We start from the raw sequence: 22,963 nt of genomic DNA on the forward strand, positions 1-22,963 counted from the left end.
ACGCTGGCCCTGATCAAGACCGCGCAGGATCACGCGGCGCCGATGCGCATCGTCGAGACCGTGGCGGCGGTCAACAGCCAGCGCAAGCGCGCCATGGGCCGCAAGGTGATCGCCGCCTGCGGCGGCTCGGTGCGCGGCAAGACGGTGGCGGTGCTCGGGCTGACCTTCAAGCCCAACACCGACGACATGCGCGATGCGCCCTCCATCGACGTGATCACCGCGCTGCAGGATGCCGGCGCCACGGTCAAAGCCTACGATCCGGAGGGCATGGCGGCCGCCCGGGCGGTGCTGAGCGACGTGACCTACGCCCGCGACGCCTATGACTGCGCCCGCGGGGCGGACGCGCTGGTGCTGGTGACCGAGTGGGACACGTTCCGGGCGCTCGACCTCGTGCGCCTGAAGGCCGCGCTCGCCGCCCCCGTGGTGGTCGACCTGCGCAACGTCTACCGCCCCGAGGAAATGCAACGCCACGGCTTCACCTATGTGAGCGTCGGACGGGGATGACGCTCCACAGGACCCGGCCGCGGAGGTTCTCACCGGCCCGATCCCATGCCATATCTCCCTGACATTCGAATTTCAGACGACGCCCTCGGAGCTTCCCATGCAGACCTTCTTCGTCGAGATCAAATGCAAGCTCGGCAAGACCTACGCCGTTGCGAACGCGCTTGCCGACCGGGAGATCGCATCCGAGATCTACTCGACGGCCGGCAATTACGACATCCTCGCCAAGTTCCATGTGGATGACGGGGTCGATATCGGCCATTTCATCGCGGAAAACGTGCAGGTGATCCCTGAGATCGCCGATACGCACACGATCATCACGTTCAAGGCGTTCTGAGCCCTACCGAACTTTTTAGAAGTCCGGCTCACGACTTGGCGCATCCCACAGCCCTCATCCTGAGGAGCCGCTGCCAGCGGCGTCTCGAAGGATCAGGGCGCCCCCGTGCACTCTTGATGATCCTTCGAGACGGTGCTTCGCACCTCCTCAGGATGAGGTCAGAGTTTGACGAACCCACCTTTCAGGTGCTCCCAAGCACAGCAACCGCAATCCAAGCCGGGATAACATCGAACACCTTCAGGGAGGAGCGGATGTCATCTCAGCAGGATTGGCGCAGAGTCTACGATTTCTGGTTCCCGGTCGACCTGTCGTGTTCCGACATCGGGGCACACTGGCAGATGATGGCCTGGTGGATGCGCGGCGGAGCCAATGCGGAGCTGCACCGGTTCGCCCCCCTGGTCCATGAGGCCAAGGCCGGCCGTCTCGACCACTGGCTTGACGCGCCGTTGGGACGGCTCTCCCTGATCATCGTCCTGGACCAGTTCCCACGCGGCCTGTTTGCCGGAACGCCGGAAGCCTATTCCTCCGATCCGGTTACCTTGAGGATCGCCGAGGAGGGCTTCGGCAACGGACATTACGATGCCCTCACAAGCCTCTACCAGAAATTCTTCTACTTCCTTCCCCTCGCCCATGCGGAAGGGCCGGATCATCTGGACCGGATGAAGCGTATCGTCGCCATCTCGGAACAGGCGATCGAGGACGCGCCGGACGACATCAAACCCGTGTGGCAGTTTTCCCTCAAGCAGGCCCGGGACAATCTCGCCATCATCTCCCGGTTCGGCCGCTTCCCGCACCGGAATCCGGTTCTCGGACGCGCCTCCACGCCGCAGGAGCTCAGCTATCTGGCCAAGGGCGACTTCGTCCACATGCGCTCGCTTCCGGCCTCGGCCTCGTCGGCGATCAGCGCGATCGGGTGACGTGGGGCCAGAGCATCGGACCCAAAAGTGGATTTGCACTTTTGGGTCCGATGCTCCACCACCTTGAAAATCGCATCGTTCGGGTCCGCACGATGCGCTAGGCAGCCCTTACTGAACGACCGCGTTCGCCTCGGATGTCCGTTCCTCGCTCTGCCGGGCCACCTCGGCGAGATAGGGGCCAATTCCCTCGTAGCGGTCGAGGCGGCGGACGATCTTCGAATCGATCTTGTTGTAAAGCTCGGCCACGCTCACCGGGCGGCGCTTGCGCCCCTTGCCATCCATGAACAGCCCGGCATTGGCCTTCGCCGCCTTGGGGAAGAGCTTCGAGGCTTTCATGTTCGGATCCTGGTCGAGGACCTCGAGGAAGCGGACGGCGCTGGAGGCTCCCAGGAAGTGCGCGAGATAGAGCTCCGCCTCGGCCAGCTCCCGCTCGCCCTGGGCCTGGAGGGCGCGCTCCACGTCCTTGATCAGCTCTCCGGCCATGAGAGCGGAGAAGTAGGGGTCCGTGCGCAGGTTCATGATCCAGCCCCGGTCCTTGTCGCTGACCGCCGGATCGCCGTCCACGGTCCTGATGGCCTCCGCCGCGGCGGTGAAGCCGTAATCGGCGGCATGCAGCTGCACGATTTCGAGCCAGGTGCGGTCGATGAACTGGAACAGGCCCTGGGCGGAAGAGGTCGGCGCCTTGGCCTCGGGCGAGAGGCTCGATTCCACGTCGGCCAGGGTCATCATGTAGACCGGATCGACGCCGGTCACATGGGCGGCCTTGAGGATGGAATGCACGAGCCAGCGGGGAACGTTGCGGCCATTGAAGGGGATCAGCTCATCCGGATCGCCTGCGGCCTCCTCCTGCATCTCGGGTTTCGCCGCGTGCGGCTTCCTGAAGGAGAATGCGCCGTCGAGAATGGCCTTGAAGAGGCTTGGGTCCTTCATCAGCTTCGGGGTGAAATCCATCGAAGCGGTGATGAGGGAGCCGGTGGTGACGGGCTGCGGGACCGAGGCAGCGACCGGTCTTGCCATAAGAGCGCTCGGCAGGGTGGCCACGGCCGCCGGTCCGGCGGCGAGGCCCTGAAGGCCCAGAATCAGGCCCGTGGTCAAGGTCAGGTTAAGGAAACGGCGACGTCCGGGCTTGCGCACATCCGCAACAGGCTGCGGAACCGCGCACAGCAGCGTTCTCGCGTTACTCATCATCCACTTATCCCGCAACAGCCCGACCTGACGGTGGGCCTTCCCTTGTGTCGTTCTGAGACAAGGGTTGACGGGTAGATGTGACGAGAATCGGTCAGCTTGACCATTCGAGGTAGGGTTTTGCTAACCTTAAGCAGGGTTTTCCCCGAAAAATCTCAGGGCCTGCCTGGAAATTCAGGATGAGGATTGTGCGACAAGCTGCGCATTGGTCCGCTCGAGGCGCTTCGCCAGCTCCCGCATGATCGCCAGGGACATCTGAGGAAACTGGGCAAGAAGCTCGAGAAAGACCCTCTTGTCGATTCGCAGGGCCGTCGTCGGCTCGGCCGCCATGATCGTGGCGGAGCGCGGCGTGTCCGAGAGAATGCCCATCTCGCCGACGAGAGCGTTGCTTCCCAGCTCGGCCACCTGGATGTCTCCGCCCGGCGTGTTGAGGAGAACGTTCGCCCGACCGTCCAGGATCACATAGGCGGCGTCGGACGGATCCCCTTGTGAGAAGAAGCGCTGCCCGCCGGAGAACTGAACCCGCTCGCTGGTGAAGGCGAGCAGCTTCAGACGGGCGGGATCCACGTCCCGAAACATCGGCACCTGCCGCAAGGACTGAACCTCTGTTTCAAGGGTCATGCCACCTCTCCTGCTACTCTCTGGGCGGCGTCCGGCTCGGGTCTGGCGGACCTGAGAACCGGAGCGGCCGTCTTTTCTGTGATGATTTGTCCGTCACGGAAGCGCAACTGAACATCGAAAGAGCCTGCCTGTCGATCATTTGGAAGGACCATGAACAGGCTTTGTTGATCGAGAAACTCCAGCAGCAACTCGAGCAGCTGCTGGCTGTGCGCCTCGTCGAAGGGCGCAAGCGCCCCGTCGATGACGAGAATGTCAGGGCGCTTCACGAGGCAGCGCACGAGATTGACGCTCGCGCGCTCCTGGGGTGACAGGAGCCGCCCCGCCGTGCCGACCTGATAATCGAGGCCGATCCGCTCGATGTCTTCCAGCAGGTCGAGTTCCCGAACCACCGTCGCGACGGCTTCCGTCACGCGCGCGCGGGCGTTGGCGACCTGGTAGCTGACGCGTCCGAACAGAAGGTTGTCCCTCACCGGTGCCGCGGCGCAGAACCGGTTGGGGTCGAGAAACTCCACGCCCTCCGATTCGGACTTCGCGAGAACCTCCCGAACGAGGCCGCGGGCCTCGACGATCCGGGCCATCATCCCGTCGTCCAGCAGACCGAGGCGGTGCCGGGCTTCGATATAGGCGAGCGGCAGGGCCAGAAGCCTCGTCCGCTCCTCGGGGCGCAGATTGTCCTCACCCCGCGCGTGCCGGCGCAGGATGGCTGCGAAGTCCGACAGCTCCTCGGCTCCGATGAAGGAAAACTGTTCGAACAGCGAATGACCGGGGGGCAGTCCCTCGAAGATTTCGGTCATGGTCTCGGCGATCTGCAGGCCCATGCGGACGAGATCGTCGGTCAGCCCGGCGCGATCGATGGCACTGCGGAACTGGCGATTTTCGGCCAGATTGCGCCCCTTGAACTCGTCAGAGATCGGTACCCCGAAGAGAAGATTCTCGGCAATGGTGGCCTGGCTGTTGTAGCGCTCCGGGTCGAAGGGCTCGACGAGGTCGTCCATGCCCCTAGACCGGAACGTTTCGCGCAGACGATGCCGGGCTTCGACGACGCGTTCGGCGAGAGCCACGTGGCGCTCAGGGTCGATTCGCCCCGCCAGGCCGAACAGGTAGATCGTGTCGCCCATGCCGATCCGGTCCAGCAGATCGAGGAGAATGCGGTCGAGATCGTTCTCGTCCCTCGCGCCGACCCGCTCGTAATCCACCCATTGGTCGGCAATGCTCTCGACGGGATTTCCCGTTCTGAGCGCCTCGGCGATCCGGTGATCCATCTCCCGCTTTTCCTCCTCGATCCTGCCCAACGGTTTCGAGCGAAGGCCATAGATCAGGTTCTCGCGGATGCTGCCGGGGAAGAGGATGGGATCGACGCCCGCATAGGCGATCCGGCGCCCGACCACGGGAACGGGGAGCTGCATCAGGTCGCGTTCGCCAAGTCGGACCTGACCGCTGAATTCCGAGGTGCGCCGGCCGATGATGCGCGCGAGCATGCCGGCCGCGGCGCCGCCGTTGGAGATCAGGGCGACGCTCGCGGGCAGATCGACCGCGAAGGCGCCACCCTCGATGATCATATCCCCGTGAATGCCGACGACGCGGATGTCCTCGGCCACCAGGGGGCCTGCCAGGGGCATGTCCTCGTCCGCCGCCTCGCGGGCATCGTGCAGGGGCAAGAGCCGCTCGTCGGCGAAATGCTGGGTGACCTGATCGTATTTCACCTGGACGTCGAGACGCTGCTGGTCCCAGTCGATCAATTCCTTCAAGGGCGGCGGCAGTTCCCGATACGCCCCGATCACGGCCACGAGCTGACCGATGTCGAGCGTGCCGCGCAGGGCGAAATAGCCGCCGACGGCGTAGAAGAAGAACGGCGTCAGCTGCGCCAGGAAGTTGTTGAGCGATTTGACGAAGAACTTCCGGTTATAGATCTTGAGCCGGACCGAGAAGAGGTTGAACAGCCGATGGCCGATCTCGGCTCGTTCCCAGTTGTAGGCGTTGTGGACGTGAACGACCTCGATGCCGTCCTGGACCTCCGCGATGCGCCCTGCCAACTGCCTTGATTCCAGCTGCCGTTGCTTTCCCAGGCGCAGCAGCTCCCGCCGCAACCGCGGAATGACCGTAAACTGCACGGCGATCACCGCCAGCGCGATCAGGCCGAGCCAGACGTTCTGGATCATGATGAAGACGAGCGCCGTGATGGCCTGCATCCCGAGGAAAATCGGCGTGATGAAGGCATCCCCGATGAAGCCGCCGATGGGTTCGACCTCATCCTTGATGATCGTTGCCGTCTCGGAGGACTTCACGTTGCGTAAGGCGTCCGGCGTGAACCGGAGCACCATGGAAAACAGGTCGAAGCGCATGCGCCGCAACATCCGCTCGCCGAGGATCCCCTTGGCGACGTTGATCCAGTACTTGAACGCCCCGTTGACGACCACGAAGAACAGGAACAGGGTCGAGAGGCCGAAGAGCAGGCCCAACCGGCCCACCTGAAAGCCTTGGAAGATCTCCAAGGTGCCGCCCCCCAGCCATTTCGGCCATTCATAGCTGAGATGGAGGAAAGGGGCCGTAGCATTGCCGTCCCTGAAGGCTTCGCCCTGGATGGCCTGGTTCACGATCTGGCGAGGCAGATCGAGAGACATGAAATAAAATGGCAGGGACGCGAGCACGACCGCGCAGACGATCAGCTGGTCGCGTCTTGAATGTGTCCAAATGTACCTAAAGAGGCTCTTTTCCATTGCCGTAAGGTCACCGCTTCTGTACGCCTGGATGAACCTCTTTCCGATCTCGGGCAACGCCTTATTTGATCGACAGGGACCTTAGAAGGTAGAGAGGGCGGATCGGTCGTCAATCGGCCCGGTCGCCTGACCGAGGGGGCAGCCGCATGGCAGACCTGGCAATGGATTTTGATCAGGACGCAGGTTCTGCATCGGCGCCGTCCGAGAACGGCCGTGGAACACGCGTCCTCATCTACAGCCACGACACCTTTGGCCTCGGCCATCTGCGCCGATCGAGGGCGCTTGCCAACGCCATCGTGCAGGACCGGCCGGACACCTCGATCGTCATCATCTCCGGCTCGCCCGTCATCGGCAATTTCGAGTTCGACAGCGGCGTCGACTACATCCGCATCCCGGGTGTCACGAAGCTGCCGGACGGGGATTACCGCAGCCTCAACCTCAATATCGAGCTGGACGAGGCCGTGGGCCTGCGTCAGGCCCTCATCCTTCAGGCGGCCAAGGCGTTCCGGCCGGACGTATTCATCGTCGACAAGGAGCCCACGGGGTTCCGCGGCGAGGTCGTGCCGGCCCTCGACTATCTCAAGGCCGCCGGCTGCCGCCTCGTCCTCGGTATTCGCGACGTGATGGACGAGCCTGCTCTTCTCGTGCCAGAGTGGGAGCGAAAAGGGGCCAAGGATGCCCTGATCCGCTACTACGACGAGATCTGGGTCTACGGCCTCAAGGACATCTATCAGCCTCTCAAGGCCCTGGCCCTGCCCGCCTACGTGGAAGAGCGCATCACCTATACCGGCTATCTGCGCCGGGACGTGCCGCCGACGCCGTCCCTGACCCGATATCCCAAGATCACGAAGCAGCCCTTCATCCTGGTGACCACGGGCGGCGGCGGCGACGGCGATGACCTGATCGACTGGGTGATCTCGGCCTATGAAGCCGATGCGACGCTCGAACAGCCCGCCCTCATCCTCTTCGGCCCCTTCATCGACCGGGACAAGCGCCGCTCCTTCGTGGAGCGCATCGCCCGGCAGCCGAAGCTCGACGTGATGTCCTTCGACAACAAGATCGAATGGCTCATGAAGAAGGCCGACGCCATCGTGGCCATGGGCGGGTACAACACCTTCTGCGAGGCCCTGTCCTTCGACAAGCGCACACTGATCGTTCCGCGAACGAAGCCCCGCCTCGAGCAATATATCCGCGCGGTCGAGGGCGAGCGGCTGGGCCTGGTGAGCATGCTGAGCGACTATAAGGAGCCCCGCACGCCCGAGCGCATGGCCGCCGCATTGCGTTCCCTTTCGGCACAGCCGCGCCCGTCCGAGGTGATCGTTCCCGGCCTTCTCGACGGCCTCGACAGGGTCCAGGATCGGCTGAAGGCGCTTACAACCACAGCCTCCAGGGCACCGTTTGCCATCGCGTATCATCAGGCGGCCGAGTAACCGACCACATGCTTCCCTCCAAGACAGCCCGACGCATCGCCATCGTGGTGAAAGGCTACCCGCGCCTCTCCGAAACCTTCATCGCCCAGGAAATCCTGGCCCTCGAGCAACGCGGTCTCGCGCTCGAGATCTGGTCCCTCCGACACCCGACCGAATGGGCCGTGCACCCCATGCACAAGGCGATCAAGGCGCGGGTCGCCTATCTGCCGGAATATCTTTACGAGGAGCCCTTGCGCGTCCTGCGCGGCGTCTTCTGGAGCCTGGGCCAGAAGGGCTTCGGGCCGACGATCCGGGCCTTCTGGCGCGATCTCAAGCGCGATTTCACCGCGAACCGGGTGCGCCGCCTCGGCCAGGCCTTCGTCATGGCGCGCGAGATGCCGGAGGACTTACGGCACCTGCATGTTCATTACCTGCACACGCCCGCATCCGTCGTGCGCTACGCCGCCTTGCTGACGGGGCGGAGCTGGACCTTCTCGGCCCACGCCAAGGACATCTGGACGACGCCCGACTGGGAAAAGCGCGAGAAGATGGCGGAAGCGCTCTGGGGTGTGACCTGCACGGCGCATGGGGCGGGAAACCTTCAGTCCCTGTCGCTGCCCGACAAGGTGTCGCTCGTCTATCACGGTCTCGATCTCTCCCGCTTTCCGGCGGCTCCCGAAAGCCGCATTGCGAGGGACGGCTCGAATCCGCTCGATCCGGTCAGGATCGTGTCCGTCGGGCGCGCCGTGGCGAAGAAGGGTTTCGGCGACCTGATCCAGGCGCTGGCCGCGTTGCCTCAGGACCTCCATTGGCGCTTCGCCCATGTGGGCGGCGGCGAACTGCTCAACAGCCTGAAGAAGCAGGTGCAGGAGGCCGGAATCGCCGACAGGGTGGCGTTTCTCGGCTCCAAGGCGCAGCCCGACATCGTCGCGCTCCTGCGCGAGGCGGACATCTTCGTCCTGCCCTCGAAAGAAGCGAAATCGGGCGACCGGGACGGCCTGCCCAACGTGATCATGGAAGCGGCCAGCCAGGGGCTCGCCATCGTGGCGACGGACTTTGCCGGCATCCCGGAATTCATCCGCAACGACGTGGAAGGCGAGCTCGTGCCGCCGGGCGATTGGGAGGCCTTGTCCAACGCGCTCAATCTCTTGGCCCGCGACCCGGCGCGCCGAGACGCGCTTGGAGCCGCCGCCTTCGCGCGCCTGCGGCGCGACTTCTCCATGGAGGGCGGGATCGATATTCTGGAGAACCGTCTCCGGGCCGTGACGGACAACGCCAGGAAAGAACCGGAGCGGGTGTGACGATCTCGAGGCCTGTTGCGTTCTATGCTCCGTTGAAGAGCCCGAACCATCCGCTGCCTTCGGGCGACCGCACCATGGCACGTCTGCTGATGAAAGCCCTCGGCCGGGCCGGCTATTCGCCTCGTCTCGCCAGCGAGGTGCGAACCCTCGACAAGACGGGCAACCGGCAATTCCAGGAAAGGCTCCGACAGGAATCGCTGAAGGAGGCCGAAAGCCTCGTCGCGCATTACAAGGCACGGCCCGAGGACAGGCGTCCCCGCCTGTGGTTCACCTATCATGTCTATTACAAGGCGCCTGACTGGATCGGCCCGCGCGTCGCCGAAGCACTCGGCATCCCCTACGTCATTGCGGAAGGATCGCGGGCGTCCAAGCGCGCACAAGGCCCCTGGGCGCTCGGACATGAAGGCGCGCAAGCGGCTCTCGACCGGGCCGACGTGATCTTCGGCATGACGGCCCACGATCGGGAAGCCCTGGAGGCTGCAAGGCCGGCTCATCAGATCCTGGTGGACCTGCCGCCGTTCCTGGATTTGGCGGAATGGCCCGTACCGGACGCTCGCCACGTGCGTGCGACCGAACCGCACCTTCTCACGGTGGCGATGATGCGGGAGGGCGACAAACTTGCCTCCTATCGCATTCTGGCTGCCGCCCTGGAACGCCTCCAGCACCTGCCCTGGACGCTCGATATCGTGGGAGACGGCGAGGCGCGGGAAGAAATCGCGCGGCTGTTCTCCCCCATGGCGCAACGGGTGCGGTTCCACGGACAGGTCGAGAGCAAGGCCGATCTGACGGTCCTCTATGAGGCGGCCGATATCTTCGTCTGGCCGGCTGTGAACGAGGCTTACGGCATGGTGCTTCTGGAGGCACAGGCCCTCGGCTGCGCGGTGGTTGCGGGCGCCTATGGCGGCGTTGCCAGCGTGGTGCGCGACGGCGAGACCGGACGGCTGACGCCACCGGGCGACATCGCGGCTTTCGCCGATGCGTTGAGCGATCTCCTTCAGGACCGAGAACGGCTCAAGGAGCTCGGCGCCAACGCATCCCGCTTCGTCGAACAGGAACGCGACCTCGATCATGCCGCGTTGCGCTTACGCAATGCGCTGCAAGGATTAACGAGGTAGAGTGTCGAAATGAGCTCACACGTTCTGATCGCCGTCACGCATCTTTTGGGAGCGGGCCACCTCACCAGGGCTGCTGCTCTGGCGCGGGCTTTCGCGAGAAAAGGGCATGCGACGACGCTCGTCTCGGGCGGCACCCCGGCGCGCCTGGCCGATCTGGAGAACGTCACCTTCGTTCAGCTCCCGCCCCTCCGGACCGCCGGCACGGATTTCAGGACGCTGCTCGACGAGGATTTCAGGCCCGTCGACGAAGCCTATCTCGACGGGCGCCGCATCCTTCTGCTCGATACGTTGAAGGCCGTTCGGCCCGACATTCTCATCACCGAGCTTTTTCCTTTCGGTCGCCGCATCCTGGCGGATGAATTCTCCGCCCTGCTCGATGCCGCGCGGCGCATGGATCCGCACCCGCTGGTTCTGTGCTCGATCCGGGACATCCTGGTGGCCTCCTCGAAGGCGTCGCGCATCGAGGAAACCCACGAGCGCGTGCTTCGTGATTACGACGCCGTTCTCGTCCACGGCGATCCCGAACTCGCACCGCTGGAAGCCTCATGGCCGGTGGACGAGAGGATCAGGCCGCTCATCCGTTACACCGGCTACGTGGACGAGAACGAGGCGCTTGTGCCGAGGACTCATCGGCAGGGAATCGTCGTCTCCGGCGGATCGAGCGCCGCGAGCCTGCCGCTCTACCGTGCGGCCCTTGAGGCCGCGAGGGACATCGCCGACCGGCCGTGGCGCATCCTCATCGGCAGGGGCGTGGCGGAAGCCGAGTTCCTTACCCTCCGGGAAAGCGCTCCGGCGCACGTCACCGTCGAGCGGGCAAGACCCGACTTCCGCACCCTGCTCTCCGGAGCGGAACTCTCCGTGAGCCAAGCCGGATACAACACGGCCGTCGATCTCCTGCGCTGCGGCGTGAAATCGGTTCTCGTCCCCTTCGAGGCCGGCAACGAAACGGAGCAGCGCCTGCGCGCCGAGCGCCTCGCGGCGCTCGGCCTTGCCGAGATCGTGCCGGAGGCGGAGCTTTCGCCGCGGAACCTCGCTGACGCCATTTGGCGTGGGTTGGCTCGTCCGCCCTCTCCGGCCCCGGCCATTTCCCTGAATGGCGCCATGCAGACCGTCGCCCTGGCCGAAAGCCTCTTGTCGTCCGGCCCTGCGATTCACCGGACCATCGACTGGTCGCCCCTGGATCTGGCACTGGACCGGGCCCGGGATCGGGGCTGCATCGTCCGTTTCTGGTGGCGCGACGACGATGCGGTAACCGATACGCCTCAGCTCAACCGGCTTCTCGGCCTGTCCCACCGCTACGATGCGGGGATCGGCCTCGCGGTCATTCCCGAAAGTATCGAAACCTCGCTCGCGAGACGCTTGGCGAATGAGCCGAAGGTCTTCGCTCTCGTTCATGGCTGGAGCCATACCGACCATGCATCGCCCGGCGAGAAGAAGGCGGAGTTCGGCGCTCACCGCCCCCTGGGATGCATGGCGGACGAAGCGAAACAGGCCCTGCATCTGGCGCGTGAGCACCTCGGATCGAGGCTCCTGCCGGTCTTCGTACCACCCTGGAACCGGATTTCCCAGGATCTCATCCCTCTCCTGCCAAGCTTGGGTTTTCGGGGCTTGTCCACCTTTACGGACCGGAAGACGGTCGAGCCTGTGCCGGACCTCGTTCAGGTCAACACCCATGTGGATCCCATCGACTGGCACGGGACCAGAAGTTTCGCCGATCCGGCCCTGATCGTGGCCGCTCTCGCCGGAGCGGTCGAACGGCGCGTCGCCGGCGATGCGGATCGCGAGGAGCCCATCGGGTTCCTGACCCATCATCTCGTTCATGACGACGTCATCTGGACGTTATGCGAAAGGCTTATCGCCCGCCTTGCCGCCCGGGGCATAGGTTTTTTGTGCCCCGATGCGTGTTTCGGCTTGGAAACAAGATCACAATTGAGATCAAATGGGGACTGATGCGTTATGCTCATAGTTCCTGGGAGGAGCATATGGAAGCGCCACTCCTGTCGGTTCACGAGCTGACAGTTGACTTCAACACCGATGCCGGAAACTTCCGCGCCGTCGACGGGCTGACACTCGACATTCCCAAAGGGAAGACAGTGGCCCTCGTTGGCGAGTCCGGATCCGGCAAATCGGTGACGGCGCAAGCGATCCTCCAGATCCTGTCGAAGAAGGCCCGTATCACCGGCGGCTCGATCGTGTTCAACGATCCCGCAACCGGCAGCTCCATCGACATCGCCGCTCTCCAACCCGAGAGCGATGCCATGCATGCCCTGCGCGGCGGTCGCATCGCCATGATCTTTCAGGAGCCGATGACGTCTCTGTCGCCGCTTCACACCATCGGCGACCAGATCTCCGAGGCGCTGATGATCCATGCCGACGTGGATCAGACCAAGGCAAACCAGCGGACCATGGAGGTTCTGGCCAGGGTCGGCTTCCCCGACCCGAAGCGGGCCTTGACGACCTACCCGTTCGAACTCTCCGGAGGTCTTCGCCAGCGCGCCATGATCGCCATGGCGCTCATCACACGCCCTGCCCTCCTGATCGCCGACGAGCCCACGACGGCGCTCGATGTGACCACGCAGGCGCAGATCCTGGATCTCATCAAGGAGCTTCAGGGCGAGACCGGCATGTCGGTGCTGCTCATCACGCACGACCTCGGCGTCGTCGCCAACGTGGCCGACGAGGTGGTGGTGATGTATCGCGGGAGGGTCATGGAGGCCGGCTCCCGAGAGAACATCTTCCGCAATGCGCAGCATCCCTATCTTCAGGCACTCATGCGCGCGGTTCCGCGCTTCGCCATGGCGGAGAACGAGCGCCTGACGCCGATCCGCGAAGTGACGAGTGCAACGCTCGCGTCGGCTGCAGCCCCGGAACGGCTCCAGCCGCAGGGGCCGATCCTGAAGGCCGAACATCTCACCAAATGCTTCACGCTCCGGTCGGGCTGGTTCTCCGGCAAGCTCCAGGAGATCCGCGCCGTCAGCGAGGTGGACCTGACCCTTCCTGCCGGCAAGACCCTGGGGCTCGTGGGCGAGTCCGGCTGCGGCAAGACCACCGTGTCCAAGATGATCATGCGTGCGCTCACGCCCAATTCGGGTCGGGTGCTGTTCGACGACGGTACGGGACCCAAGGACGTGCACAAGCTGGAAGGCGATGCACTGACCACCTATCGCCGCTCCGTACAGTTCATCTTCCAGGACCCGTTCTCCTCCCTCAACCCGCGCATGACGGTCTATGAGCTTCTGACGGAACCCCTGCGCATCCACAACATCGGCACCTCGGACGACCGCTATGCACGGGTGAAGCAGCTTCTCGACATGGTGGGGCTCGATCAGCGCGCGTTGAGGCGCTATCCGCATTCCTTCTCCGGCGGTCAGCGCCAGCGCCTCGGCATCGCCCGGGCACTCGCCCTCGAGCCGCGGGTGCTGCTCTGCGACGAGCCGGTTTCCGCACTGGACGTGTCCGTGCAGGCCCAGGTCCTCAACCTGCTCAAGGACCTGCAATCGGCCCTCGGCCTGTCCTATCTCTTCGTCTCCCACAATCTCGCGGTCGTGGACTACATCGCCGATACCATCGCGGTCATGTGCCGGGGCTACATCGTCGAGGAAGCGCCGAAATCCTCCCTGTTCCGCAACCCCGTTCATCCTTATACACAGGCCTTGCTTGCCGCCGTGCCGGATCCGGACATCGACCGGCCTCTGGATTTCGCCAAACTGCGGAGCGGCCGCTTCTCGCAGCCGTCGGAATGGCCCGAACCCTTCCGCATCAAGCCTGGCGAATTCGGCGTGATGAAAGAAATCGAACCTGGCCACAAGGTTCGCCTGGGGCACCTGACAGCCCGGGAGGCTGCGTGATGCTGCTCAAAGCCCGAACACAAAAGCTCGCCCTTGCCCTCGCGCTCGGATTGCTGGCGCTGCCAGCGATGGCGCAGGACTTCAAGGACGCGCCGTTCTTCGCCGAGCAGGTGAAGGACAAGAAGCTGCCGCCGCTGGCGGAGCGGCTTCCGAAAGATCCCATCGTGGTCAAGTCCACGGGCCAGTACGGCGGCGACATCGTGACCCTGGTGCCGCGGGCACGCGACATCCGCTACATCTCGACCTTCACCTATACCCGCCTCGTCGGCTACGACCAGGATCTGCAACTTCAGCCCGATCTCCTGGAAAAACTCGACGACGAGGACGACCGGGTTTTCACCTTCACCCTGCGGGCCGGCCATCGCTGGTCGGACGGCTCGCCCTTCACGGCGGAGGATTTCCGCTACTACTGGGAGGACGTGGCGCAGAACCAGGACCTCTCGCCGGCCGGGCCGCCGGAATTCATGATGGTGGACGGCAAGCCTCCGCGCTTCGAGGTTCTCGACGAACGGACGGTGCGATATACCTGGGACAAGCCCAATCCGCGTTTCCTGCCGCAACTGGCCGGGCCGCTCGATCCCGGCATTTACCGGGCATCCGCCTATCTCAAGCAATTCCACGCCAAATATGCCGACAAGGCCGCTCTCGACGAAAAGGCAAAGCAGCAGAAGCTGAAATCCTGGGCAGCCCTGCACAACCGCATGGACGACATGAAGGAGCAGACGAACCCGGCTCTGCCTACTCTCATGCCCTGGCGTGTGATGAATGCGGCTCCAGCGAACCGCTTCATCTTCGAGCGTAATCCCTATTACCACCGCGTCGACGGCCAGGGACTGCAGCTCCCTTACGTGGACCGGCTCATCATGGACGTCTCGGCCCCCGGCCTCTTCGCCGCCAAAGCCAATGCGGGCGAGGTCGACCTCCTGTTCCGGGGTCTCTCCATGAGCGACATCCCGGTGCTGAAGGAGGGCGAGAAGGCGAAAGGCTACAAGACCCTGCTCTGGCCCTATGCCCGGGGCACCGAGCTTGCGCTCTATCCCAATCTGAACACCGTGGATCCAGTCTGGCGCCAGCTGAACCGGGACGTCCGCTTCCGCCGCGCCCTGTCGCTCGGCATCGACCGCAAGACGCTGAACAATGCGCTGCTCTTCGGGCTCGGCACCGAGGGCAACAACACCATCGTGTCGGAAAGCCCGCTCTTCAAGGAGGAGCTGCGCACGATGAATGCCGGGTACGACCCGGCGGAGGCCTCGCGCCTCCTCGACGAGATCGGGCTGACGAAACGCAACGGAGCAGGCATCCGCCTGTTGCCTGACGGGCGTGAGCTGGAAATCATCGTCGAAACCGACGGCGAGAGCAGCCTCGTGGTCGATGGCCTGACCCTGATCGGCGAGTTCTGGCGCGAGATCGGCGTAAGGCTCTTCGTGAAGCCGCAGGATCGCACGGTGCTGCGTAACCGCTCCTATGCCGGGCTGACCGTGATGGTGGCCGCTCCGGGCCTCGACAATGCGGTCCCGACGGCGATCATGCCGCCGACCGAACTAGCCCCCATGCGCCAGGACAATTACACTTGGCCGAAATGGGGTCAGCACGTGGAGACCAAAGGCAAGAACGGCGAACAGGTGGACATCCCCGAAGCCCAGCGCCTGCTCGATCTCTATACGACCTGGATGGGCACCGGGAACCGGCAGGTGCAGCGGGACGCCTGGAGCGAGATGCTGCGCAACCATGCGGAGAATCAATGGGCCATTGGCACCATCTCCGGCGCGCTGCAGCCCATCGTCGTCCGCAATGGGCTCGAGGGCCTGCCTGCCAAGGAACTCTACAGCTGGGAGCCGACGGCCATGCTGGGCATCTATCGCCTGGATGAAATCCACTGGAACAAAGCCGCCGGCAAAGAGGCCCGTCGATGATCCGTTTCCTGTCACGTCGCGTCGTCACCATGGCGGTGACCTTGCTGATCATATCGGCCTTGGTCTTCTTCATCATCAAGCTGCCGCCGGGCGACTTTCTGACCAATCAGATCGCCGAACTGAGGGCGCAGGGCGAATCCGCCTCCATCGCCAAAGCCGAATTCCTCATCAGGCAGTACGGGCTCGATAAGCCCGCCTGGCAGCAATACCTCGTGTGGATCGGCGTCATGCCCGGGCCGAACGGCTTTTCCGGCCTGCTGCAGGGCGATTGGGGCTGGTCCTTCGAATACGACAAGCCGGTGGTGGAGGTGATCGGCGACGCCCTGTGGCTGACGCTTCTCGTCAATCTCGCCGTGGTGATCTTCATCCACGTCGTGTCGATCCCTATCGCGATCTATTCGGCGACGCGCCAATATTCCGTCGGCGATTATCTCGCCACCTTCATCGGCTATATCGGACTTGCGACCCCGAGCTTCCTGCTCGCGCTGATCCTGCTCTACTACATGAACCGCTGGTTCGGCATTTCCATCGGCGGGCTCTACGATGCGCAATATTCGGGCGAGCCCTGGACCTGGGACAAGACGCAGTCCCTGCTCTCGCATCTCGTGGTCCCGACCGTCGTGATCGGTCTCGGCGGCACGGCGGCCATGATCCGGCGCATGCGCGCCAACCTCCTCGATGAACTCGGCAAGCAATACTACGTGACCGCGAAGGCGAAGGGGCTCGAGCCCACCAAGGCCCTGTTGAAATATCCCTTCCGCATGTCGCTCAACCCGTTCATCGCCGATATCGGCAACCTGCTGCCGCATCTGGTCTCCGGGTCGGTTCTCGTATCCCTGGTCCTGAGCCTGCCGACTGTCGGTCCGATCCTGCTGAGCGCGCTGAAAAGTCAGGATCAGTTCCTCGCCGGCTTCATCCTCATGTTCGTCGCGGTGCTGACGGTCGTCGGAATGCTGATTTCCGATCTTCTGCTGGCTTGGCTCGATCCACGGATCCGGATGGGAGGCGGACGATGAATACGGCTCTCCCCTCCAGGCGCCACTACGTCGATCCGGCTCCTTTCGATCCCGGCAAGACCGAACCGGTCGGGGCGGAAAGCGAGAGCTTCTACCGCGCCTCGTCCTGGCAGCTGATGTGGTGGAAGTTCCGCCGCCACAAGGTCGCCGTGGCGGCCGCCTTCGTGCTGCTCGTCTTCTACGGTCTCGTCCCCTTCGTCGAGATCGTCGCGCCCTACAACCAGACCCAGCGTCACGGCGACTTCCTCTATGCGCCGCCGCAGGCCGTTCACCTGATGCATGAAGGCCGCTTCGTCGGGCCCTTCACCTATCCCTATTCCTACAGCTTCGACCTGGAGAACTTCCGACGCGTTTACACGCCGGATAGATCTAAACCGCAGCCGATCCGTTTCCTTTGCCGGGGCGATAGCTACCAGTTCTGGGGCATGTGGGAGATGAACTTCCACCTGGTCTGCCCTCCGGGAGACGGCACGATGTTCCTGCTCGGCACGGACCGGCTCGGGCGCGACCTGCTCTCGCGCATCATCTACGGTGCGCGGATCTCGCTCACCATCGGCATCGTCGGCATCGCCGTGTCGTTCGCGCTCGGCCTCTTCTTCGGCGGCCTTGCCGGCTATCTCGGCGGCTGGGTCGATCACGTGATCCAGCGCATGATCGAGATCCTGCGCTCCCTGCCGGAGCTGCCTCTCTGGCTCGCGCTCTCCGCCGCCCTCCCGGCGAACTGGAGCCCGATCCTGGTGTTCTTCGGCATCACGATCATCCTCGGACTGCTCGACTGGCCGGGGCTCGCGCGTGCCGTGCGCTCCAAATTGCTGTCGCTGCGCGAGGAGGATTTCGTGAAAGCCGCGGAGCTGATGGGCGCCTCCAAGCAGCGCATCATCGCGCGCCACCTCATCCCGAACTTCATGAGCCACCTGATCGCCTCGGCGACGCTCTCGATCCCGTCCATGATTCTTGGCGAGACTGCTCTCTCGTTCCTAGGGTTGGGGCTGCGTCCACCGGTGACGAGTTGGGGCGTGCTGCTGAACGAGGCGCAGAACCTTGCGGCCGTGCAGCTTCATCCCTGGCTGCTCTTCCCAATGGTGCCCGTGGTGATCGTCGTGCTCGCCTTCAACTTCATGGGCGATGGGCTGCGCGACGCGGCGGATCCTTACCATTAGCCGGAAGACGTGTTGTTCTTCACCCAGGGGAATGCGAGACATCCTGCATTGAGAGCGATGGCAGAGGTGTTTCGTGGCCGATTACCGGATTGATGCTTCCCCGGAGACCATTCACTGGGGCTATTTCGACGCGAATCTGAAGCCGCTGCTGACGATCGATTCCGGCGACACGGTCACGATCTCGACCGTGTCGGGCGGTCCGGAAGCGATGCCGAAGGAGCCCTTCGCGGTTCCGCAAGCGCTGACGGACATCCATGCGGCCCATAAGCCGAAACTGCCGGGCCACATCTGCACCGGCCCGGTCGCCGTCCGGGGGGCCAAGGCCGGTCAGGTCCTCGAAGTCCGCATCAGGGACATCGCGCTGCATTACGACTGGGGCTTCACCTATTCAGCCCCACAGAAAGGCGCCCTGCCGGACGATTTCGACGAGATGCACGCCATGACCATCCCGCTCGACCGCGAGCGGATGACCGGCCGGTTGCCATGGGGCCTCGAACTGCCCCTGAAGCCGTTCTTCGGCGTGATGGCGGTGGCGCCTCCCGCCGCGTGGGGCAGCTTGAGCACCCTGCCGCCGCGCCGAAACGGCGGCAATCTCGACAACAAAGAGCTTGTCGCGGGAACGACCCTCTACCTGCCGATCCATCACGACGGCGCCCTGTTCTCTGTCGGCGATGGGCATGGGGTTCAGGGCGATGGCGAGGTCTGCGTCACGGCCATCGAGACCGGCCTGATCGGCACCTTCGAGCTGCACCTGCGCGAGGATATGCACCTGACCTGGCCCATGGCCGAGACGCCGACGCATGTCATGACCATGGCATTCGATCCGGACCTCGACGATTGCGTCGTCATCGCGCTGCGCACCATGATTGATCTGATCGTCGCCCGCACGGGCATCACCAAGGCGGAGGCCTACGCCCTGTGCAGCCTCGCGGCCGACTTGCGCATCACCCAGGTGGTCAACGGCAACAAGGGCGTCCACGTGATGCTGGACAAGAGCCTGCTCCAGAAGGCGCAGCGCTAAACCGTCTTGCCGGGCGGTGGCTCGTCTCCGAAGACGGAGCGTCCGCCGTAGGAATGCGACCGGGCGCGCTCCTGCCTGATGTGCTCCTCCACATCGGGTCCCGTGGCATGACGCTCAAGCTGGCGGGCCTGATCGTCGAGGCGCTTGAGAGCGAACAGCTCTTCCTGCTGCCCGAGCTTCGCCTTCTGGACGGCCGATTTCAGCACGCGGATCGTCTCGTCGTAGACCCGTACCGGCACTGGGTAAGGATGCCGGTCCTTGCCGCCATGGGCGAAGGAAAAGCGGGCCGGGTCGCTGAAGCGGCAGGGCGTGCCGTGGACGACCTCCGCCACCATGGCGAGCGCCTGCACGGTTCGAGGGCCGACACCCGGTGTCATCAGCAGGTCGGGAAAGTCGGTCGGCCCCCGGTCGGCCGCCGCCGCGAGGGTCCCGTGCAGCCGCCGCAGCACCACGTCCTTTGCGCGAACATCGTGATGTTCCGGCATCACGAGATGCGGCAGCAGGGGCTGCGGGCTTGCCGCGGGGGCGCTATCCGCTTCGCGCTCTTCGAGAGCCAGGAACTTGCGGGCGATGTTGTCAGGTCCGAGGGTATCCAGGATCTTGATCTGAGCCCGCCGCGAAGCTTCCGCCCGCCGGTCGGTGAGGTTGACGATGGTGCCCTGCCCTTTTCCGTCGATAGCCGTGTGCGGCTCGTCGACGAAGCTCTCAAGATCCTCGGACAGCCAGTGATAGCGGCGGGCCTGCCGGCTTGCGTCGTTCATCCCCTGCTGGACAACGGCCCATTTGCCGTCGTCCGTGACGATGAAGCCGTGGAGGTAAAGGTCGAAGCCGTCCTGGATCGCCGCGCTGTCGACCTTCGCCACGAGCCGACTGGCATCCGCCAGGGCCGAACCATTGAAGCCGACGCGCTCGCCGATGGCGATCAGCTCATGCGGCGTCTGCCGCGAGTGCCGTCCTCGCCCGCCGCAGACATGGATCCCAAGCTCCTTCGACAGGGGCGTCAGCCCCCGCTTCAGGGCTCCGATGACACTGGTGGTGATGCCGGAGGAATGCCAGTCCATCCCCATCACGGCCCCGAATGACTGGAACCAGAACGGATGCGCAAGCCGGCGCAGCAGCTCGTCGCGCCCGTAATGATGCACGATCGCCTCGCTCACCACGCCGCCGAGGCGCGTCATCCGGTCGGCCAGCCACTTGGGGACATGGCCGCTATGGAGCGGCAGGTCGGCACTTCCGGCCCGTTTGGCCATCGAGAGATGTCTCCGTGGAGGTTGGAAAAAGGCGGCAGATCCTATGCCATGATGCTGCCCGTTGACGAGATCGCGCTTAAGCTCTCCTCCCCCTTGTGGGGAGGGAAATGCGCGTGTCTCCCAACGAAAAAAGGCGCCCGAAGGCGCCTTTTCCGAATGTCTTGCCTTAGCGGCGGCGGGGGCTCTTCTCGAGCCAAGCCACCTGAGCACCATCCCCACGGCGTCCGTCCTGACGGCCGGAGGCTGGCTTTCCCTGCGCGGGGCGCTGGCCTTGCGCAGGACGCTGTCCCTGGGCCGGGCGCGGGGCCTGTGCGGGCCTCTGCTGGTTTCCGCTCGGCTGGCCGCCCTGCGGTTGGGCGTTGCCGCCCGGCTTGCCGCCGCGACCGCGACGACGCTTGGGCCCTCGGTCGGCGTTCGGATCGGCGCTGCGCGGCTGGCCATGGCCCTGATGCCCACGGGCATGGGGAGCCGGACGTCCGCGTTGCGGCTCGCGGCGCTCCGACGTCTCGGAAACGGCAGAAGCGGCGGGCAGCCCCTCCGGCAGAGGCATGACCGGCACCTTCAGGCGGGTCAGCTTCTCGATATCCTTCAGGTACGCCTTCTCTTCGTCGTTGCAGAACGAGATGGCGAGGCCGGTCGCCCCGGCGCGGGCCGTGCGGCCGATGCGGTGGACATAGGATTCCGGCACGTTCGGCAGGTCGTAGTTGATGACGTGCGTCACGCCGTCGACGTCGATGCCGCGCGCAGCGATATCCGTCGCCACGAGCACGCGGCAGGAGCCGTCACGGAAGCCCGCCAGCGCACGTTCGCGCTGCGGCTGAGATTTGTTGCCGTGAATGGCGGCACCCGCGATGCCGGCCTTGTCGAGGCCACGCACCACCTTGTCCGCCCCGTGCTTGGTGCGGGTGAAGACGAGAACGCGGTCGATGGACGGATCGCGCAGGAGCGTCTCGAGCAGGACCTGCTTGCGGCCGGTCTGCACGAAGATCACGCTCTGCTCGACACGCTCGGCGGTCGTCGCCACAGGGGTGACGGCCACATGGGCCGGGTCGCGCAGGAAGGAATCGGCCAGCGTCGAGATCGTCTTCGGCATGGTGGCCGAGAAGAACAGGCTCTGGCGGTCCTTCGGCAGCAGGGTCACGATGCGCTTGAGCGCATGAATGAAGCCGAGATCGAGCATCTGGTCGGCCTCGTCGAGGACGAGGATCTCGATATCACGCAGCGACAGGGCCCTGCGGTCCACGAGGTCGATCAGACGGCCGGGCGTGGCGACGAGAATGTCGACGCCTTGGGCCAGCGCCTTCTCCTGGCGGGAGATGGTGACGCCGCCGAACACCACCTCCGTGGAAAGGCGCAGGTTGCGGCCATAAGCCTTGAAGCTGTCGGCGATCTGGCCGGACAGCTCGCGGGTCGGGCTGAGCACGAGGACGCGCGGGCTTTTCGGCTTGCGCGGCTTCGGGTTCGCGTTCAGGCGATGCAGGATCGGCAGCGCGAAGGCGGCCGTCTTGCCGGTGCCGGTCTGGGCGATGCCGCAGACGTCGCGGCCTTCCATGGCATAGGGAATGGTCTGGGCCTGGATCGGCGTGGGCTTCTCATAGCCTTCGGCAGACAGGGCCTTCAGGATCGGCTGGGCCAATCCGAAATCGGTGAAGAGTGTCAAAGTGGATCGTCTTTCGAACGGATGCGGTGAGCCGCAAAGCAGGTTCGGCTGAAAAGCAAAGGCGCTTCAGGGCTCTTGAGGCGAGAGCCCGCGTGATGGGGCCGTCGTATGGTTGAGCGATTGAAGAAGGGGACCGGGGTCTTCGCCGTTTCGCGAATATCCGTCACGCAGTCCCGCTCAAGCGTCTCGGTGATCGAGCGCCGTCGCCTGCTGTGCATATGGAGGTTTATGACCTGTCCGTCAACCGCAAGACCTGACATAAAGTTTCGAAACAGAACAACAATGCCAAAAAGTTTGACTTAGCGAATACGATCGGGGAAATGCGGGACCATGCAAGGTAAGGTCTTTCTGTTCGATATGGACGGCACCTTAATCGACTCCAATGCGATAATCGAAGAGATCTGGCACCGTTGGGCTGATAGGCATGGCCTCGACAGGCAAGCCGTGCTCGCCAAAGCCCACGGACGGCAGGCGTCCGAGACGGTTCGCCTCTTTGCGCCCGACTGCATCGACCGCGATGCGGAGACGGCTTGGGTCAACGAGCAGGCCGCCAAAAAGACAAAAGGGATCAAGGCCGCTCCGGGTGCCGAGGACTTTCTGGCCCAGCTTCGCTCGACCGAATGGGCCATCGTGACCTCTGCAAAGCGCTTCATCGCAGAACAATGGCTTGAAGCTGCAGGCTTGCCCCGGCCAGAAACCCTCATCGCGGCCGACGATGTCGAGCGGAGCAAACCTGATCCTGAAGGATACCGCTTGGCAGCACGACGACTTGGATGTGCTATCGATGAGGCCATCGTTTTCGAGGATGCCGAAGCGGGCCTGCGGGCCGGTCGAGATGCGGGGGCAAAAGTGGTTGGAATTGGCACCTCCCTCCATCTCTCTCATCTCGCCGATGCGTGGATTGCCGACTTCCGCAAGGTCAGGCTATCAAGGAAAGTGTTAGCCGGCTTCAGGATTCAGTACTGATCGTTCTGCTACCCAAAGAGCCCTTC

The 22,963-nt window shown here is 64.2% G+C and carries 18 protein-coding genes; 13 read left to right on the top strand and 5 right to left on the bottom strand.

Translation table 11 applies throughout. The features are described from left to right. The 3 genes from AB4097_RS15245 to AB4097_RS15255 form a co-directional block, all read left to right on the top strand. The coding region (locus AB4097_RS15245; RefSeq protein WP_442041000.1) for a UDP binding domain-containing protein at positions 1-504 on the top strand (504 nt) is incomplete at its 5' end. 97 nt (positions 505-601) lie between these two features. After that, the gene (locus tag AB4097_RS15250) at positions 602-838 is read left to right on the top strand and encodes an Lrp/AsnC ligand binding domain-containing protein (RefSeq protein ID WP_009494007.1); all 237 of its coding nucleotides are present in this window, start codon (positions 602-604) and stop codon (positions 836-838) included. 251 nt (positions 839-1,089) lie between these two features. Beyond that, the gene (locus AB4097_RS15255) at positions 1,090-1,755 is read left to right on the top strand and encodes a DUF924 family protein (protein ID WP_442041002.1); all 666 of its coding nucleotides are present in this window, start codon (positions 1,090-1,092) and stop codon (positions 1,753-1,755) included. 108 nt (positions 1,756-1,863) lie between these two features. On the opposite strand, the gene AB4097_RS15260 is transcribed toward AB4097_RS15255, so the two are convergent. The 3 genes from AB4097_RS15260 to AB4097_RS15270 form a co-directional block, all read right to left on the bottom strand. Further along, positions 1,864-2,940, bottom strand: a complete 1,077-nt coding sequence (locus AB4097_RS15260) for a transglycosylase SLT domain-containing protein (protein WP_442041004.1) — start codon at positions 2,938-2,940, stop codon at positions 1,864-1,866. A gap of 174 nt (positions 2,941-3,114) precedes the next feature. Further along, positions 3,115-3,561, bottom strand: a complete 447-nt coding sequence (locus AB4097_RS15265) for a Crp/Fnr family transcriptional regulator (RefSeq protein WP_152712473.1) — start codon at positions 3,559-3,561, stop codon at positions 3,115-3,117. Continuing rightward, positions 3,558-6,278, bottom strand: coding sequence for an ABC transporter transmembrane domain-containing protein (locus AB4097_RS15270; protein WP_442041007.1), 2,721 nt, complete (start codon positions 6,276-6,278; stop codon positions 3,558-3,560). Before AB4097_RS15270 ends, AB4097_RS15265 begins: the two co-directional genes overlap by 4 nt. A gap of 146 nt (positions 6,279-6,424) precedes the next feature. Here AB4097_RS15270 and AB4097_RS15275 point away from each other — a divergent pair, with 146 nt between their 5' ends. The 9 genes from AB4097_RS15275 to AB4097_RS15315 all read left to right on the top strand — a co-directional run bounded on the left by AB4097_RS15275 (position 6,425) and on the right by AB4097_RS15315 (position 19,061). Continuing rightward, a complete protein-coding gene (locus AB4097_RS15275) occupies positions 6,425-7,708 on the top strand; it encodes a glycosyltransferase family protein (RefSeq protein ID WP_442041009.1) in 1,284 nt (427 codons plus the stop codon). An 8-nt stretch (positions 7,709-7,716) separates the two neighbouring features. Next, positions 7,717-8,988, top strand: coding sequence for a glycosyltransferase family 4 protein (locus AB4097_RS15280; protein WP_442041011.1), 1,272 nt, complete (start codon positions 7,717-7,719; stop codon positions 8,986-8,988). After that, positions 8,985-10,103: a glycosyltransferase family 4 protein gene (locus AB4097_RS15285; RefSeq protein ID WP_442041013.1), complete on the top strand. Its 1,119-nt coding sequence runs from the start codon at positions 8,985-8,987 to the stop codon at positions 10,101-10,103. The genes AB4097_RS15280 and AB4097_RS15285 overlap by 4 nt, the downstream gene beginning before the upstream one ends. 9 nt (positions 10,104-10,112) lie before the next feature. Then, a complete protein-coding gene (locus AB4097_RS15290) occupies positions 10,113-12,053 on the top strand; it encodes a glycosyltransferase (RefSeq protein ID WP_442041015.1) in 1,941 nt (646 codons plus the stop codon). A gap of 32 nt (positions 12,054-12,085) precedes the next feature. Then, positions 12,086-13,951 carry an ABC transporter ATP-binding protein gene (locus tag AB4097_RS15295; RefSeq protein ID WP_442041017.1) on the top strand — a complete coding sequence of 622 codons (1,866 nt, stop codon included), beginning with the start codon at positions 12,086-12,088 and terminating at the stop codon, positions 13,949-13,951. Then, positions 13,951-15,864: an ABC transporter substrate-binding protein gene (locus tag AB4097_RS15300; RefSeq protein ID WP_442041019.1), complete on the top strand. Its 1,914-nt coding sequence runs from the start codon at positions 13,951-13,953 to the stop codon at positions 15,862-15,864. The genes AB4097_RS15295 and AB4097_RS15300 overlap by 1 nt, the downstream gene beginning before the upstream one ends. Beyond that, positions 15,861-16,880, top strand: coding sequence for an ABC transporter permease (locus AB4097_RS15305; RefSeq protein ID WP_442041021.1), 1,020 nt, complete (start codon positions 15,861-15,863; stop codon positions 16,878-16,880). The genes AB4097_RS15300 and AB4097_RS15305 overlap by 4 nt, the downstream gene beginning before the upstream one ends. Continuing rightward, on the top strand, positions 16,877-18,040 hold the full coding sequence (locus AB4097_RS15310) for an ABC transporter permease (protein ID WP_442041023.1): 1,164 nt from the start codon (positions 16,877-16,879) through the stop codon (positions 18,038-18,040). Before AB4097_RS15305 ends, AB4097_RS15310 begins: the two co-directional genes overlap by 4 nt. A 73-nt stretch (positions 18,041-18,113) precedes the next feature. Beyond that, entirely contained in the window at positions 18,114-19,061 is a 948-nt protein-coding gene (locus tag AB4097_RS15315) for an acetamidase/formamidase family protein (protein ID WP_442041025.1), read from the top strand. Here the strand turns inward: AB4097_RS15315 and AB4097_RS15320 are convergent. Together AB4097_RS15320 and AB4097_RS15325 are read right to left on the bottom strand one after the other, a co-directional pair. Then, complete coding sequence (locus tag AB4097_RS15320) at positions 19,058-20,311, bottom strand: DUF763 domain-containing protein (RefSeq protein WP_442041027.1); 1,254 nt, start codon at positions 20,309-20,311, stop codon at positions 19,058-19,060. The two genes, AB4097_RS15315 and AB4097_RS15320, sit on opposite strands and share 4 nt — an antisense overlap. A gap of 166 nt (positions 20,312-20,477) precedes the next feature. Then, entirely contained in the window at positions 20,478-21,971 is a 1,494-nt protein-coding gene (locus AB4097_RS15325) for a DEAD/DEAH box helicase (RefSeq protein WP_442041029.1), read from the bottom strand. 330 nt (positions 21,972-22,301) lie between these two features. Between AB4097_RS15325 and AB4097_RS15330 the strand changes: the two genes are divergently transcribed. Continuing rightward, positions 22,302-22,937: an HAD-IA family hydrolase gene (locus AB4097_RS15330; RefSeq protein ID WP_442041031.1), complete on the top strand. Its 636-nt coding sequence runs from the start codon at positions 22,302-22,304 to the stop codon at positions 22,935-22,937. Positions 22,938-22,963 lie beyond the last annotated feature (26 nt).

It is taken from the genome of Microvirga sp. 2MCAF35 (assembly GCF_052115545.1).
In the GTDB taxonomy this organism is placed as follows: Bacteria; Pseudomonadota; Alphaproteobacteria; order Rhizobiales; family Beijerinckiaceae; genus Microvirga.

Bases quoted from the DNA above. Each gene is read 5' to 3' on its own strand.
- AB4097_RS15280 (WP_442041011.1), top strand. From the start codon at position 7,717: ATGCTTCCCTCCAAGACAGCCCGACGCATCGCCATCGTGGTGAAAGGC.
- AB4097_RS15320 (WP_442041027.1), bottom strand. From the start codon at position 20,311: ATGGCCAAACGGGCCGGAAGTGCCGACCTGCCGCTCCATAGCGGCCAT.
- AB4097_RS15305 (WP_442041021.1), top strand. From the start codon at position 15,861: ATGATCCGTTTCCTGTCACGTCGCGTCGTCACCATGGCGGTGACCTTG.
- AB4097_RS15300 (WP_442041019.1), top strand. From the start codon at position 13,951: ATGCTGCTCAAAGCCCGAACACAAAAGCTCGCCCTTGCCCTCGCGCTC.
- AB4097_RS15265 (WP_152712473.1), bottom strand. From the start codon at position 3,561: ATGACCCTTGAAACAGAGGTTCAGTCCTTGCGGCAGGTGCCGATGTTT.
- AB4097_RS15290 (WP_442041015.1), top strand. From the start codon at position 10,113: ATGAGCTCACACGTTCTGATCGCCGTCACGCATCTTTTGGGAGCGGGC.
- AB4097_RS15250 (WP_009494007.1), top strand. From the start codon at position 602: ATGCAGACCTTCTTCGTCGAGATCAAATGCAAGCTCGGCAAGACCTAC.
- AB4097_RS15295 (WP_442041017.1), top strand. From the start codon at position 12,086: ATGGAAGCGCCACTCCTGTCGGTTCACGAGCTGACAGTTGACTTCAAC.
- AB4097_RS15260 (WP_442041004.1), bottom strand. From the start codon at position 2,940: ATGAGTAACGCGAGAACGCTGCTGTGCGCGGTTCCGCAGCCTGTTGCG.
- AB4097_RS15330 (WP_442041031.1), top strand. From the start codon at position 22,302: ATGCAAGGTAAGGTCTTTCTGTTCGATATGGACGGCACCTTAATCGAC.
- AB4097_RS15310 (WP_442041023.1), top strand. From the start codon at position 16,877: ATGAATACGGCTCTCCCCTCCAGGCGCCACTACGTCGATCCGGCTCCT.
- AB4097_RS15275 (WP_442041009.1), top strand. From the start codon at position 6,425: ATGGCAGACCTGGCAATGGATTTTGATCAGGACGCAGGTTCTGCATCG.
- AB4097_RS15255 (WP_442041002.1), top strand. From the start codon at position 1,090: ATGTCATCTCAGCAGGATTGGCGCAGAGTCTACGATTTCTGGTTCCCG.
- AB4097_RS15270 (WP_442041007.1), bottom strand. From the start codon at position 6,278: ATGGAAAAGAGCCTCTTTAGGTACATTTGGACACATTCAAGACGCGAC.